Genomic DNA, 13,630 nt, shown 5'->3' on the forward strand with positions numbered 1-13,630 from the left:
CGGGGCCGCCGGGACGGGGCCGCCGGGACGGGGCCGCCGGGACGGGGCCGCCGGGACGGGGCCGCCGGGACGGGGCTCTCACGCCGGGCCGCCCCGACTCCGTATGCGGGCGGTGCCCGCGTCGAGGTCGACGCCGTTCCTCCCCGGCGCGCCGTCCTGCTCGTCGTCCCGCAGCACCAGTTCGATGTGGCGTTGGTCCAGTTGGACCCGCTTGCTCGGATAGATCAGGGCGTGCAGTTCCTCCGTGGCCGTCGCGCCCGCACCGCGCGAACCGAGCGCGGCGCGGCCGGGGCGGCCCGGCAGCCACCCACGGTGCCTGGCGAACCGGGCGGCCTGACGGAGGGCCGCCCAGAGGAACAGCGGCACGACGATCAGCAGCACGAGGGCAGGGCCCGTCAGGAGATTCAGCACAGGACGTGAACGTGCGTCAGGGCGCCGCCGTTCCCCCCGCGGCGTGCCGCAGTCGTGCAGCGGGAGGGTCCGGGGGGAGGTAGACGATGCTGGGTGCGCCCGTGGTCGGGTGGGTGCCGATGCGCGTGCGGACACCGTAGACCTCGGCCAGCAGGTCCTCCGTCAGCACCTCGCCCGGCACCCCCGCCGCGACCACCCGGCCGCCCGCCAGGACGTACAGCCGGTCACAGAAGGACGCCGCCAGGTTGAGGTCGTGCAGGACCAGCAGACTCGTCGTGGGCAGGCCGCGCACCAGGTCCAGAACCTCCAGCTGGTAGCGGATGTCGAGGTGGTTGGTCGGCTCGTCCAGGGCGAGGAGGCCCGTTTCCTGGACGAGGGCGCGGGCGACGAGCGCGCGCTGGCGTTCGCCGCCGGACAGCTCCTCGAAGCGCCGCGCCGCGAAGGCGGTCGCGCCGACCGTCTCCAGGGCGCTGTCGACGCGCAGTGCGTCTCCCGGGCCGTCCTGTTCCCAGAACCGTCTGTGCGGGCTGCGCCCCATGGCGACGACCTCCCGGACCGTCAGGCCCATTGCGCCGGCGCCGTCCTGGGGAACGGCAGCCACCTTCCGGGCCCGCTCCTTGACGCTCAGCGAGCCCGCGTCCCTCCCGTCGAGGAGCACGCGGCCGGCGGTGGGCCGCAAAGTGCCGTAAACACAACGCAGCAGCGTGGTCTTGCCACTGCCGTTCGGCCCGACCACGGCGACCGTCTCCCCCGGCCGGGCGGTCAGGTCGACTCCGCGCAGCAGCTGCTGCCCGTCGATCTCGTAACGCACCGCCTCGACGGTGAGTTCCACCGAACCCCCCGTCATCCGCCCACCACCCCCTCGCCGCGGCCGGACCTGCGCAGCATCCACAGGAAGAACGGCCCTCCCACCAGAGCGGTGACCACGCCGACCGGTATCTCCTCGGGCGCGGCCGCCGTACGGGCCAACAGGTCGGCCAGCGTCAGGAACACGGCCCCGCCCAGCGCGGCGACGGGCAGCAGCGCCCGGTGCCCGGCTCCCACCACCATCCGGGCGGCGTGCGGAACCATCAGCCCGACGAAGCCGATCGCCCCGCTGGAGGCCACCAGCACCCCGATGACGAGGGAGGTGAGCACGAACGCGGCGGCCCGGAACCGGCCGGTGTCCAGCCCGAGGGTGTGCGCGCCCTCCTCCCCCGCGAGCAGCAGGTCCAGGGGCCGGGCCAGGGTGACGAGCACACCGGTCCCGACGAACAGCGCGGCCGCGGGCAGGGCCAGTTCGTCCCAGCGGGCCCCGCCCAGGCCGCCCAGCGTCCAGAACAGCACCGAGCGCATCTGGTCGGGGCTCGCGGACAGTACGAGCACCAGGCTGGTCAGGGCGGAGAGCACGTACTGCACGGCGACTCCGGCCAGGATCAGCCGGCCGGTGGTCATGGTGCCGCCCCTCCGGGCCAGGGCGTAGACGGTGACGAGCGCGGCCATCGACCCGGCGAACGCGGCGAGCGGCACCCCGGCCCCGCCCGCGACCCCTGCGGCGCCCGCGCCGGCGGCCGTACCGAAGACGATGACGAGCACGGCCCCCGCGGAGGCGCCCGAGGAGGCGCCGAGCAGGAAGGGGTCGGCGAGCGGGTTGCGCACGAGGGCCTGGAGCACCGCGCCGGCGACGGCGAGTCCGGCGCCGACGACCGTGCCGAGCAGGACGCGCGGCATGCGGACGTCCCACACGATGGAGGCGAAGGCTCCGCCCTGCGCGTCCGGTCCGGCCAGGACGAGGTCGAGGACCCGGCCGGGGGCGATCCGTACGGGCCCCAGGGCGAGCCCGGCCACCGCCGAGGCCGCCAGAACGGCGGCGAGGATCAGGAGGACGGCGGCGGTCCGGCGGCGCCTCACGCGGCGTCGGGGTGCAGTTGGCGGCCCAGGGACTCGACGGCGTCGGCGACGCGTACGCCGAGCACGGCGGAGGAGAGCGGCAGCACGACGAACCGCCGGTTCTTGACGGCGGGAACCTGAGCCAGCGCCGGGTCGTTGAGCAGGCGCTGCTTCTTGGACTCCACGGTGGTGCCGCCGTAGTCGTAGATGAGGACGACCTCGGGCTTGCGCTCGATGACCTTCTCCCAGGACACGTCGCCGAAGGTGTCGTCGAGGTCGGCGAAGACGTTCGTGCCTCCGGCGAGGGTGACGATCTCGTTGCCGATGCCCTTGCCGCCCGAGGTGAAGGCGGAGCCCTCGCCGGAGTCGTAGACGAAGACGGGCGGCCTCGGCGCGTCCTTCAGACGTGCGGTGACGGCGTCGACGCGGCGCTGCTCGTCCTCGACGAGGGCCGCTCCGCGTTCGGGCACGCCGAAGGTCCGGGCGACCTCGGTGATCTCGGTCTTCAGCTGGGCGAGGCCGACCGGGCCCCGGGTGCAGTACTCCACGCTCAGCCGGGAGCCGATGCCGGACCGGGCGAGCCCTTCACGGTCCCGGCCCTGGCCCTTGTCGAAGGCGCTGGCGTAACCGCCGTACACGAAGTCGGGGTCGGCTCCGAGGAGCACCTCCTTGGAGGGGTATTCGCCGGCCAGCACCTTGATCTTGTCGTAGGCGGGCCGGTAGGCGGGGAGCACGGAGTCGTCGAGGTAGGCCGTGCCGACCATCCGGTCCTGCAGTCCGAGGGCCAGCATGATCTCGGTGGCGTGCTGGTTCATGGTGACGGCCCGCTCGGGCGGGGCCTGGTAGGTGCTGGTGACACCGCAGTTGGTGACGGTGTACGGGAACCCGGGCGCGGGCCGCGCTCCGGGGCCGGGCCGGGCCGCACCGGCGGGTCCGTCGGCCGGCCCGCCGCACGCGGCGAGCGGAACCAGGAAGGCGAGGGCGGCGATGGAGCGCAGGGTTGCGCGGGAACGCGACATGGCGAGGCCTCTCCGGGGGATCCTCGTCCCCGGTCGAAGTGAAGAGGCGGCGCGTCAGTGTCTGACTCCCGGGGCCCGCGGGTGGGCGGAGCTCCGGTCACAGTGGCGGGACCGCACCGGATTCACACCGGTTTCCTGTCCTGCGCCGCCTGGGACAACCCGCACAAGTCTGCCAGATGCCCCCTTTCCCCCGAACGGGGGTCCACAGGTCCAACGCAGCCGGCCGCCACCGCGCTCCACGCACGAACGGCAGGGGACGACAGGAGTCGCGCCTGTGACCCGACCCGCGGTTTCGCAGACCGCTGCCACACTGTTTCCGAGCCTGCTCCGACCTCGACTGAGGCGACTGCCGCCGATGCGACCCCCAGGGAAGGGTGACGAGCCGGATCGCGACACTCCGAACAATCCTGTAGAGCGCTGCTGTTGGAGGCCTGACCGTTCCACTGTTCCGGAATCCCCCCTGTCATATGCCTACCGTCGCCCCGCCTGCGGGTCTACGGTGCTGTCACCGGACCATCCCGGGCCGGCGCCCCCCCCGGCTCCCCACGGGAGGGGCGCCGCGCGCCTGGTGCCAGACATCAGCGGTCCACATCCCGGACCCGCCGACGGGTCGGGGTGCGCTGCTACTGCGGCCATCCCTCGTCGCTCATGCACTGCCGGAACGCCCGGTCCCTCTGTGTCGCCGTATACCCGTTGGCGAGCCGGTCAAGGGTCGCGTCGCCGCTGCCCTGCCCATCAGGCCAGGCCCGGGCAGCCTGCTCAGCGCAATGCGCGTGCGCCTCGAGCCGGGTCGCGGCCACGGCTCGGCCGTTTCCACCGCCACGCTCAGTGTTCACCGCAGAGACCGCGTCGCGCCCGTCCCCGCCGGCCGTCCCGTTCGGGCCTTCAGGCCCTTGCGGACCCTGAGGGCCGAGCACGATGGGATACGCCGAGCATCGCGTCCGGTCGGCGGCAAGTGCCGGCATCGGCGCCCTCGGCGAGGCCGCGGCGTGCAGCCTGCGGGTCGGCAGGGTTGCAGCGGGTCCGGGTATCCCGGCGCGGTGATCAGGCCCCGGTTCCGCCCCACAGGTCGCGCATTCGCAGCCGCTCCGGGACCCGGAGGCGGGCGGGGCGAGCGCGGGGATCGGACTCGCGTTTCGCTTCCACGTTCCGGGTCCGGCCTCGCTGTCAGTGGTGGCGGATAGCGTGGACGTATCATCCGCGAGCAGTTCCTGACTTGCGGGGACGCTGCGGGCTGCAGCTGCACGGCGCCGCCCCGCCGGGCCCTTCAGGGCACGAGAGACCGGTGGGGCGGGGCGCTGTCGGGCGGGGGACCTCCTCGCCCCTGACCCAGACGCCGGAAACACGGCGAACGCCCAGCCGGGAGAAGGCTCCCGCCTGGACGTTCGTCGGTGTTCGTGCAGGTGACTCTTGCAGGGGCGGCAGGATTCGAACCTGCGGCCTACGGTTTTGGAGACCGTTGCTCTGACCAGCTGAGCTACACCCCTTCGGTGGGACCAACCATGGCACGCCGGGCCACGAAGATCCACTGAATTCGGGTGTCAACTCGGGGAAAGTTCGCGGCGGCCCGGCGGGAACTTTCCCCGACACTCCCGAACCCAACAGGCCCAGCAGGCGAAAACGGTCACAAGTTACCTCGACGCGTGTAGTGACTTGGCAGGCATTCAACAGTAGAACTTGTTCTCACTCCATCGAGAGTGAGGAAGGTCGCATGAGTGACAAAAGCCTGCACAGCAAGGTATCCAAGGGTGTGTCACGCCGTGGATTCATCGCTGGAACCAGTTCCATTCTTGGAGCCCTGGCCCTGGCGGTCAACACCATCCCGGCCCGAGCGGAAAGCGCCACCGGGGCGGCCGCCGCGAACGCGCCCATCGACTCCGGGGCCCATGTTCCGGCCCTCGTCATCGGTACCGGCTACGGCGGCTCCGTCGCGGCGCTGCGGCTCGCGCAGGCCGGGGTCGACGTGCACATGATCGAGATGGGCATGGCCTGGGACACCCCCGGAAGCGACGGCAAGATCTTCGCCAACACCACCAGGCCCGACTACCGTTCGTACTGGCTCCGCACCAGGACCAAAGCGCCGCTCAGCAACTTTCTCGGCTTCCCCATCGACAAGGACGTCCCCCGGTACACGGGCATCCTCGATGCCGAGGAGATGGGCGGGATCATCGTCTACCAGGGCCGCGGCGTGGGCGGCGGTTCGCTGGTCAACGGCGGCATGGCGGTGACGCCCAAGCGGCAGAACTTCGCAGCGATCCTGCCCTCGGTGGACGCGGAGGAGATGTACACCACCTACTACCCGCGCGCCAACGCCGGGCTCGGTGTGGGTCTGATCGACCCTGCCTGGTTCGACACGGTGGACTGCTACCAGTTCGCCCGGGTCGGCCGCAAGCACGCCCAGCGCTCCGGCTTCCCCTTCGTCTTCGTCCCGGACGTCTACGACTGGGACTACATGAAGCAGGAGGTCGCCGGCACCGTCCCCAAGTCCGCCGTCGACGGCGAGATCCTCTACGGCAACAACGCCGGCAAGAAGTCCCTCCAGAAGACCTACCTCGCGGCCGCCCGGGCGACCGGCAAGGTCGCCGTCTCCCCGCTGCACCGGGTCACCACCGTCTCCCCCTCGGCCGGTGGCGGCTACGCCGTCGGCATGGAACAGATCGACACCACCGGGGCGGTGGTCGCCACCAAGACCGTCACCGCCGACCGGGTCTTCTTCGCGGCGGGCAGCGTCGGCACCAGCAAGCTCCTGGTCAGGCTGAAGGCCACCGGCGCGCTGGCCGACCTGAACGACGAGATCGGCAAGGGCTGGGGCGACAACGGCAACGTCATGTGCGGCCGGGCCAACCACATGTGGGACCCCACGGGCAATGTGCAGGCCGCCATCCCCTGCGGCGGCATCGACAACTGGGACGCGGGCGGCGCCTTCGCCGAGGTGGCCCCGCTGCCCACGGGGATCGAGACGTACGCCTCCTTCTACCTCTCCATCACCAAGAACCCCAACCGCGCCGAGTTCACCTGGAACGCCGCCGCCGGCAAGGTCGACCTGAACTGGCAGACCGCGTGGAAGCAGCCCTCCATCGACATGGCGAAGAGCATCTTCGACAAGATCAACTCGAAGGAGGGGACGATCTACCGGACCGACCTCTTCGGCACCAACAAGATCTGGGGTGACCACCTCACCTACCACCCGCTCGGCGGCGCCGTGCTGAACAAGGCCACCGACAACTACGGCCGCCTGCGCGGCTACACCGGCCTGTACGTGATCGACGGAGCGCTGATCCCCGGCAACACCAGCGTCAACCCCTTCGTGACCATCACGGCCCTCGCCGAACGGAACATAGAGAAGATCATCGCCACCGACCTCTGAGGGCGGCGGTCCGGTCCCGGGACCGTGCGGAACCGCCTCCGCACGGCCCCGGGCCGCTTCAGCCGCCCGGCAGCACACAGACGCTGTCGAGGCCCAGCACGTGGTTGAGCCGGCCGAAGGCGAGCCAGGAGCCGATGCTCATGCTCAGCTCCACGATCTCCACCTGGCTGTAGTGCGCGGTCATCCGCGCCCAGAACTCCTCGTCGAGGTTGTGGTGGTCCAGGGCGTAGCGCTCCGCGTACTCGGCCGCCAGTCGGGTGCGGTCGTCGAAGGCCCCGGTGGTCCGCCACTCGGTCACCGCGTCGGCGAACCCCTCCTCGACCTTCTCCCCGTCCCGGTCGGTACGCCAGTCGAGGCAGAAGACGCAGCCGTTGATCTGCGCGATGCGCAGCCGGGCGGCCTCGAACTCGCGCAGGCCCAGGGTGGTGTGGGCGTAGACGGACAGGGAGAAGTTGGCCGCGGCCATGCCGATGCCGGGCACCAGATCGCCCCACACGTACTCGATCGGGTGCTGTCCTTCGGGAACGTCGATCCTCATGGCTGCTTCCTTCCGAGTTTGCCGGCTGCGGGTCGCAGCGGGACGTCGAGCGCGTCGTAGAGCCCCGGTTCGGCGTCGACCAGCCAGTCGATGGCGCCGACGAGCCGGCCGACGGCGGTGGCGTTGCCCCCGGCCGAGCGGTTGTCGTCCTCGTCGGTGCACTCGACGGTGACCTCGATGCGCGGGCGGCCCTCGATGACGACCCGGTGGGCCCCGGTCCCGTCGGGCGGGGTGGGCCAGTCGGGTGCGCAGGACGGGTGGATGCGGGTGACGTGTTCGATGACGATGCGGGGCTCGCCCTCGACGATGCCCTGCACCTCGAAGCGGATGGCGCCCTGGGTGCCGGCCTCGAACTCGCCCATGCTGCGGGTGGTCACGGTGGTGTCGAGGGCGCGCCGGTCCGAGGTCTCGCGGATCCCGTCGAGTTCCACGCCGAGGGCGCGGGCCATCATCCGGATCTGGCCGCCCCACACCATGGTCGGGACCGAGGGCATGAGCATCATCGGCTCGTAGTCCATGGGTTGGCCCATGCCGACCAGGTAGCGGACGGAGTCCGGCTGGTCGTACGTGGAGTAGTCGAAGATCTCCTGGCAGCGGATCACGTCCACCGTGGTGCCGAGGCCGCTGAGCAGCAGCGGGAGCACGTCGTTGCCCCAGCCGGGGTCGACGCCGGAGGCGAAGAGCGAGCCGCCGCCTTCCGCTACCGCCGCCAGGACCGGGTCCCGGAACTCGGGCGGGGCGCCGCGGTGGTCGTAGAGGGGGTAGAGGGCGGGACTGACGACGACCGCTCCGGCCGCGATCGCCCGCGTGATGTCGGTGAGGGCATCGTCGGGACGGACATCGCCGGAGGCCGCGTAGACGACGGCGGCGGGCCGGGCGGCGAGCACCGCCGCGGCGTCGTCGGTCGCCGCCACCCCCAGCCGCCGGTCGAGTCCGGCGAGTTCGCCCGCGTCGCGGCCGACCTTGCCGGGGTTGTGGACGATCACTGCCGTGAGGGCGAGCGCCGGGTGGGCCTCGACGGCGCGGATCGCCGCGCGGCCGACGTTGCCGGTGCCCCAGACCACCGTGGGAATCATGCGCGGAGGGTAGCGAGGGGGCGCAAAGGTGCCCAGGGCCGTGGAGGATGTTTTTCGGACGGCCGGGCGGTTCCGCGGAACCCGAGGTGGCCGCCCGCCACGAGGACTACGAGGAGCTGAGGAAGCCGGCCGCGTCCGGCGCCCACCAGGTGCACCGCGACCGGCGCGGAGGCCACGCCTGGCTCTTCGACGGCAGCACCCGTTGGACGTGCGACGACCTGCGGGTGCTGAGCGCGAAGGGCCGCCACATCCGCGAACAGGGCCGCGGCGGGGCGAAGTTCCGGGTCCCCGACCGGCGCCGCCGGGCCGGGGTAAGCCCGGCGGCGCCCCCCACGTACCCTCGCGCCCATGAGGAACTCGACGGTACGCGCGGTCAACCGGCTCACGGCACGCTGGGCGGCCGCCGCCCCGGCCGCGGAGGCGGGCACCGTCTTCACCGCGGCCGGGCTCTGGCCGCTGCTCGCCCTCCTCGCGGGCGGCGCGGCCGGCCCGGCCCGGACGGAGCTGGCCGAGGCGCTCGGCATACCCGCCGAGGACGCGACGCCGGCCGCACGGGAGGTGATGGCCGCGCTGGGCGGCGTACGGGGGCTGCGGTCGGCGACCGGACTCTGGACCCGCGAGGACCTCCCCCTGGAACCCGGCTGATCGGCGGCGCTCCCTCCCGGCACGAGGGGCGCCCTGAGCGGGGACACGGACCGCGACCGCGAGGTGCTGGACGGGTGGGCCCGCGAGCGCACCGACGGCGCGATCGAGCGGATGCCGGTCACGCTGCCGGAGGGACCCGACCCGGTCCGGCTGGTGCTGGCCTCGGCGCTCGCGCTGCGGCTGCACTGGATCCAGCCGTTCCGTGAGGGGTACGGAGAAGCGCACGAGGGGCCATGGGCCGGCCGCCCCGTGCGCATGCTGCGCCGCGACACGACCCTCCTGGACCGGGTGAAGGTGGCCCGGGGCCCCGGCGGGGCGGTGACCCTGCTGGAGGTGGTCGGGGAGACCGGGGTGGACGTCCACCTCGTACTGGGCGAGCCGCGGGCCACCCCCGGGGACGTGCTCGCCACCGGCGTCCGGGCCGTCACTCGCGCCCTCCCCGCCACCGGCGTGAGCCTGCTCCCGAACGGCGCTCCCGGCCCCGGCCTGCTCACCGGCACGGCGGTCTGCGCATCCCCCGAGCCCCGGCTCTTCATCGAGACGGCCGCCTTCGAGGTGCGCGCGGAGCACGATCTCCTGGAGCGGGCCGGGGCGTTCGGCCTGGAGACGGCCGCGGACAGCAGCCGGGGCCACTTCCCCGGTATCAGCCCGGAGCCGCTCGCGGTGGGCTCGGCCCGGCAGGCCGCGGCGGCCCGCTTCCACGCGCGCGGGTTCGAAGCCGCCGCCGTGACGGCGATCGCCACGGCGCCCGGCTCCGCGGCGCCGGGCCGGCGCTACCGGACCCGCGGGGCGAAGGTGACCTTCGACCGGCCCTTCGGCTTCCTGGCCGTCCACCGCACCTCGCGCCTGGTCCTCGCGGCGGGCTGGGTCACGGACCCGGTTCCGTACCCGGACGGACCGTAGCCGCCAGCGCGGCCGTGTCCGCGAAGGCCGGCACGCACCCGGTGCCCCCGCGCCCCGAAACCGAGAGGGAGGCCGCCGCCACCCCGTGGGCCACTGCCCGCTCCAGGGTGTCGCCCAGCGCGATCCGGGCCGTGGCCGTGCCGGTGAAACAGTCCCCGGCACCGGTCGCGTCGACGGGCGCCGGGTTGGGCGGGACCGGGAAGCGGGCCACGCGGGCGCCGTCGTCCAGCAGCAGCCGCCCGGCGCCGCAGGTGACGGCGACGGCGCGGGCTCCCAGCGCCCGGTAGCGGGCTGCCGCGACCCGCGGGTCGGCGGTGTCCACCAGGGCGAGCGCGTCGGCCGGGCAGGAGGTCTTGAGCAGCCCGGTCATCGGCGCGATCCGGGCCAGCAGGTCCCGGGCCCGGTCGCGCCCGGTCAGCCGGGGCCGGTGGTTGGGGTCGTACGTGAGGTGTCCTCCGGCCGCGTGGACGGTCCGGGCGGCGTCCAGTACGGCCTCCCGCGCGCTCGGCGAGAGCGCACCGGTGATCCCGCTGGTGACGAGCGCCCCGGTGCCGGTCAGCAACTCCCGCCAGGCCCGGGTGTGCGCCGGCGAGAGGGTCGAACCGGCGCTGCGGGTGCGCCAGTAGACGAACTCCCGGTCCCCGTCGGTGTCGGCGCCGACCAGGTAGGCGCCGTTGGGGCGGGGGGCGCGGTGGACGTGGGAGACGTCGATTCCGAGTTCGGCGGCGCGGCGCAGCAGCGGGCCGCCGAGTTCGTCGTCGCCGACGACCGCCAGGAGGGCGGTGCGCGCTCCGGCGGCCGCCGCGGCGGCCGCGGCGTTGAGCGCATCGCCGGAGAAGGAGATGCGGGCGGTGGTTCCGTCGGCCACCGCGCGCAGGGCCGTACCGGCGTGGATCTCGACGAGGACCTCGCCGAGCACGAGGACGTCGTACGCGCGGGATGCGGCGGCCATCGTCACCGCACCCCGCCGCCGGTCGCGCCGGGGTCCGCCCCGCACGCGGCGCAGCACGGTCCGGCCGCTTCCGCGAAGAGCGCAGCCAGCCGGGCCGGGTCCGCGGGCAGGCTGCCGCCGATGCCGACGGCGCTCGCGCCCGCCGCGAGCCAGGTGCGGACCTCGTCGGGCCGGATGCCTCCGGTCGCGATGAGCAGGGCGTCGGGGAGGACCGCCCTGAGGGAGCGGATGAAGTCCGGGCCGCCCACATGGGCGGGGAAGACCTTCGCGGCTCCGGCGGACCGGACGGCGGCGGCGATCTCGCCGGGGGTGAACCCGCCCTCGACGAACACCGCCGCGCGCCGCCGCGCGACCTCGCGGACCGCGGGGGCCGGGTAGGGGGAGACCAGGAAGCCGGCGCCCGCGTCGAGTGCCTCCTCGGCCTGGGCGCGGGTCGTCACGGTGCCCATGCCGATCAGCGCGCGGCGCCCGCGGGCGTCGGTGAGCGGGGCGGTGCGGGCGACGGCCGAGGCCCAGCCGGGAGTGGAGGTGGTGAGCTCCACAGCACGGCAGCCGGCGGCGAGCAGGTCCGTGGCGGCCCGGACGGCCTCGTCCGCGCCGGTGTTGCGCAGGACCGGCAGCAGGCGCTGGGCGGCTATCACCGCGTACGGATGGCAGGACAAAGCACCCTCCGATGTGTTCCACGTAGTGGAACGGGGTATCGTGTGGCGGAACTTCGTGGTCCAGACCTTACCCATGCCGGGAGATGACGTGTCAACGGAGCGAGGACCGGGGCAAGGACCCCGGGAAGGGTCCGCGTCAGGATCCGAGGACGTATCCCGGGGCGTATCCCGGGGCGTATCCCAGGACGTGTCCGAGGGCGTGTCCCAGGACGTGTCCCAGGACGTGACGGAGGCCGCCGTCGGGTCGGCCGGGCCCGCCCGCGCGGGCCGTACCTCGGCGGCGGGGTCCGCCCTGGAGAAGTCCCTGCGGATCCTGGAGGCCGTCGCCGCGCCGGGCGGCCCGCACCGCCTCACCGACGTCATGACGGCGGCGGCCGTACCGAAGTCGAGCACCTTCCGGATCCTGGCCGCCCTGATCGAGCAGGGCTTCGTCCGCCCGGAAGGCGACGGCCGCTACGGAACCGGCCCCCGGCTGCACGGCCTGTCGGCCCTGGTCCGCGCCGCGGAGCCGGCCGGTGTCGACGAGGTCCTGCGCGAACTGCGGCGGGAGACCGGCCAGACGGTGCACCTGGCGCTGCACACCGGGGAGACCATCACCTACATCCGCAAGCTGGAGGCCGACCAGCCCTTCCGGACGGCCTCGCGCGTGGGCACCCGGATGCCGCTGCACACCACGGCGATCGGCAAGAGCGTCCTGGCCCTGCTGCCCCCGGAGGAGGTCCGTGCCCTGGTCGCCTCGGCCGGCCTGCCGCGCCGCACCCCGAGGACGCTGACCACGACGGTGGAACTGGAGGCGGAGCTCGCGGCGGTGCGCGCACGGGGGTTCGCCGTGGACGACGAGGAGAACGAGCCCTCCATCCGCTGCGCCGGGGTGGCCGTCGCCGGACCGGACGGCCGGCCGCTCGGCGGGGTCTCCGTCACCACCGTCACCTTCCTGGTCTCCCGTCAGGAGGCCGAGGGATACGCCCCGGCCCTCCGGGAGGCCGCGCGGGCCCTGGCGCCGCTGCTCTGAGCCGTCCGGCCGCCCCCACGGAGCGGCTCCGCGGATTTTCCCGGAGACTTCTTCCGGATAAGTGTTATCGGGGCCCCACTCGACGGTCTCCCAGATATTGGGCATCATCGACCGCCGGTACGGACAGGGACTTTTCACATGAGTACACAGCACACGGCAGCCCTGGTGGCAGCGGCCCGCGCGGGCGATCCCCGCGCCCAGGACGAGCTCGTCAGCACCCACCTGCCGCTCGTCTACAACATCGTCGGACGCGCCCTGAACGGGTCGGTCGACGTGGACGACGTCGTACAGGACACGATGCTGCGCGCGCTCGACGGGCTGGGCGGCCTGCGTGCGGACGAGAGCTTCCGGTCCTGGCTGGTGGCGATCACGATGAACCGGGTACGGGCGCACTGGCAGTCCCGCCAGAACGGCCCCGGGCAGAGCGGCCTGGAGGAGGCCGGGGACCTCGCCGACCCCGGCGCCGACTTCGCCGACCTGACCGTCGCGCGGCTCCACCTGTCGGGGCAGCGGCGCGAGACCGCCCGCGCCACGCGCTGGCTGGAGCCCGACGACCGGGCGCTGCTGTCGTTGTGGTGGCTGGAGTGCGCCGGGGAGGTCACCCGGGCCGAGATGGCCGCGGCGCTGGAGCTGACCCCGCAGCACGCGGCGGTGCGGGTGCAGCGGATGAAGGCTCAGCTGGAGTCGGCCCGGGTGGTGGAGCGGGCACTGGAGACGCAGCCGCCCTGTGAGGGGCTGCGCGCGATGACGGGCACCTGGGACGGACGGCCCTCCGCCCTGTGGCGCAAGCGAATAGCCCGGCACGCCCGGGAATGCCTGCGCTGCTCGGGGCTGTGGAACGGTCTGGTCCCGGCGGAGGGGCTGCTGGCCGGTCTGGCGCTGGTCCCGGTGACGGCGGCACTGCTGGCGGGCGTACGGTCGGCCACCGCCGGCGCGGCGTTCGCCCCGGCGGGCGCGGCCTTCGCGGGGGCGGAGACCCAGCTCGCCCCGGTGGTGTCCGGACCGGGCCGGGCGGCCCGCCGCAAGGGGGGCGACGCGGGCGACTCGGGCGGCTCGGGCGCGGACGCCGGCCGCGGGGCGCAGCGCAGGAAGCGGCAGAACCGGCGCCGGGCGATCGGCGGGGCGGTGATCGCCGCGTGCGTGCCGGGCAGCGAGCCGAGGTAGACCAGGCCGCCG

The 13,630-nt window shown here is 73.7% G+C and carries 12 protein-coding genes, 2 tRNA genes, 1 pseudogene and 1 riboswitch; of the genes and pseudogenes, 5 read left to right on the forward strand and 10 right to left on the reverse strand.

The features are described from left to right. Window positions 1-78: 78 nt before the first annotated feature. The 6 genes from ACEPPI_RS37140 to ACEPPI_RS37165 form a co-directional block, all read right to left on the reverse strand. On the reverse strand, window positions 79-411 hold the full coding sequence (locus ACEPPI_RS37140) for a DUF6191 domain-containing protein (protein WP_373919679.1): 333 nt from the start codon (window positions 409-411) through the stop codon (window positions 79-81). A gap of 16 nt (window positions 412-427) precedes the next feature. Beyond that, the gene (locus ACEPPI_RS37145; RefSeq protein WP_373919680.1) at window positions 428-1,258 is read right to left on the reverse strand and encodes an ABC transporter ATP-binding protein; all 831 of its coding nucleotides are present in this window, start codon (window positions 1,256-1,258) and stop codon (window positions 428-430) included. Continuing rightward, a complete protein-coding gene (locus tag ACEPPI_RS37150) occupies window positions 1,255-2,301 on the reverse strand; it encodes a FecCD family ABC transporter permease (protein WP_373919681.1) in 1,047 nt (348 codons plus the stop codon). The genes ACEPPI_RS37145 and ACEPPI_RS37150 overlap by 4 nt, the downstream gene beginning before the upstream one ends. Continuing rightward, entirely contained in the window at window positions 2,298-3,299 is a 1,002-nt protein-coding gene (locus tag ACEPPI_RS37155; protein WP_373919682.1) for an ABC transporter substrate-binding protein, read from the reverse strand. The genes ACEPPI_RS37150 and ACEPPI_RS37155 overlap by 4 nt, the downstream gene beginning before the upstream one ends. Before the next feature lie 34 nt (window positions 3,300-3,333). Beyond that, window positions 3,334-3,477, reverse strand: a riboswitch (cobalamin riboswitch). 73 nt (window positions 3,478-3,550) lie between these two features. After that, window positions 3,551-3,634, reverse strand: a tRNA-Arg gene (locus tag ACEPPI_RS37160). A gap of 1,078 nt (window positions 3,635-4,712) precedes the next feature. Further along, window positions 4,713-4,786: transfer RNA gene (locus ACEPPI_RS37165), tRNA-Trp, on the reverse strand. A 224-nt stretch (window positions 4,787-5,010) separates the two neighbouring features. Between ACEPPI_RS37165 and ACEPPI_RS37170 the strand changes: the two genes are divergently transcribed. Then, on the forward strand, window positions 5,011-6,666 hold the full coding sequence (locus tag ACEPPI_RS37170) for a GMC oxidoreductase (protein ID WP_373919683.1): 1,656 nt from the start codon (window positions 5,011-5,013) through the stop codon (window positions 6,664-6,666). A 58-nt stretch (window positions 6,667-6,724) separates the two neighbouring features. On the opposite strand, the gene ACEPPI_RS37175 is transcribed toward ACEPPI_RS37170, so the two are convergent. After that, entirely contained in the window at window positions 6,725-7,204 is a 480-nt protein-coding gene (locus tag ACEPPI_RS37175) for a carboxymuconolactone decarboxylase family protein (RefSeq protein WP_030229787.1), read from the reverse strand. Beyond that, window positions 7,201-8,280, reverse strand: coding sequence for a dihydrodipicolinate reductase (locus ACEPPI_RS37180; RefSeq protein ID WP_373919684.1), 1,080 nt, complete (start codon window positions 8,278-8,280; stop codon window positions 7,201-7,203). The genes ACEPPI_RS37175 and ACEPPI_RS37180 overlap by 4 nt, the downstream gene beginning before the upstream one ends. 348 nt (window positions 8,281-8,628) lie before the next feature. On the opposite strand from ACEPPI_RS37180, the gene ACEPPI_RS37185 reads away from it, so the two are divergent. After that, window positions 8,629-8,925 (forward strand): hypothetical protein, encoded by a 297-nt coding sequence (locus ACEPPI_RS37185; protein ID WP_373919685.1) that lies wholly within the window; start codon window positions 8,629-8,631, stop codon window positions 8,923-8,925. Window positions 8,926-8,988: 63 nt separating this feature from the next. Further along, entirely contained in the window at window positions 8,989-9,828 is an 840-nt protein-coding gene (locus ACEPPI_RS37190; RefSeq protein ID WP_373919686.1) for a serpin family protein, read from the forward strand. Here the strand turns inward: ACEPPI_RS37190 and ACEPPI_RS37195 are convergent. Beyond that, window positions 9,794-10,780 (reverse strand): PfkB family carbohydrate kinase, encoded by a 987-nt coding sequence (locus tag ACEPPI_RS37195; RefSeq protein ID WP_373919687.1) that lies wholly within the window; start codon window positions 10,778-10,780, stop codon window positions 9,794-9,796. The two genes, ACEPPI_RS37190 and ACEPPI_RS37195, sit on opposite strands and share 35 nt — an antisense overlap. 2 nt (window positions 10,781-10,782) lie before the next feature. Then, the gene (locus ACEPPI_RS37200) at window positions 10,783-11,442 is read right to left on the reverse strand and encodes a bifunctional 4-hydroxy-2-oxoglutarate aldolase/2-dehydro-3-deoxy-phosphogluconate aldolase (protein ID WP_373919688.1); all 660 of its coding nucleotides are present in this window, start codon (window positions 11,440-11,442) and stop codon (window positions 10,783-10,785) included. A 199-nt stretch (window positions 11,443-11,641) separates the two neighbouring features. On the opposite strand from ACEPPI_RS37200, the gene ACEPPI_RS37205 reads away from it, so the two are divergent. Both ACEPPI_RS37205 and ACEPPI_RS37210 read left to right on the forward strand, forming a co-directional pair. Continuing rightward, window positions 11,642-12,454, forward strand: a complete 813-nt coding sequence (locus tag ACEPPI_RS37205) for an IclR family transcriptional regulator (protein WP_373919689.1) — start codon at window positions 11,642-11,644, stop codon at window positions 12,452-12,454. 138 nt (window positions 12,455-12,592) lie between these two features. After that, window positions 12,593-13,603, forward strand: a pseudogene (locus tag ACEPPI_RS37210) (RNA polymerase sigma factor); the annotation flags it as partial. Between the last annotated feature and the right edge of the window lie 27 nt (window positions 13,604-13,630).

It is taken from the genome of Streptomyces sp. AB3(2024) (assembly GCF_041862025.1).
Classification (GTDB): domain Bacteria; phylum Actinomycetota; class Actinomycetes; order Streptomycetales; family Streptomycetaceae; genus Streptomyces.

Excerpts from the sequence above, each read along its gene's own strand:
- ACEPPI_RS37145 (WP_373919680.1), bottom strand. The coding sequence starts at position 1,258 with ATGACGGGGGGTTCGGTGGAACTCACCGTCGAGGCGGTGCGTTACGAG.
- ACEPPI_RS37195 (WP_373919687.1), bottom strand. The coding sequence starts at position 10,780 with ATGGCCGCCGCATCCCGCGCGTACGACGTCCTCGTGCTCGGCGAGGTC.
- ACEPPI_RS37185 (WP_373919685.1), top strand. The coding sequence starts at position 8,629 with ATGAGGAACTCGACGGTACGCGCGGTCAACCGGCTCACGGCACGCTGG.
- ACEPPI_RS37175 (WP_030229787.1), bottom strand. The coding sequence starts at position 7,204 with ATGAGGATCGACGTTCCCGAAGGACAGCACCCGATCGAGTACGTGTGG.
- ACEPPI_RS37180 (WP_373919684.1), bottom strand. The coding sequence starts at position 8,280 with ATGATTCCCACGGTGGTCTGGGGCACCGGCAACGTCGGCCGCGCGGCG.
- ACEPPI_RS37155 (WP_373919682.1), bottom strand. The coding sequence starts at position 3,299 with ATGTCGCGTTCCCGCGCAACCCTGCGCTCCATCGCCGCCCTCGCCTTC.
- ACEPPI_RS37170 (WP_373919683.1), top strand. The coding sequence starts at position 5,011 with ATGAGTGACAAAAGCCTGCACAGCAAGGTATCCAAGGGTGTGTCACGC.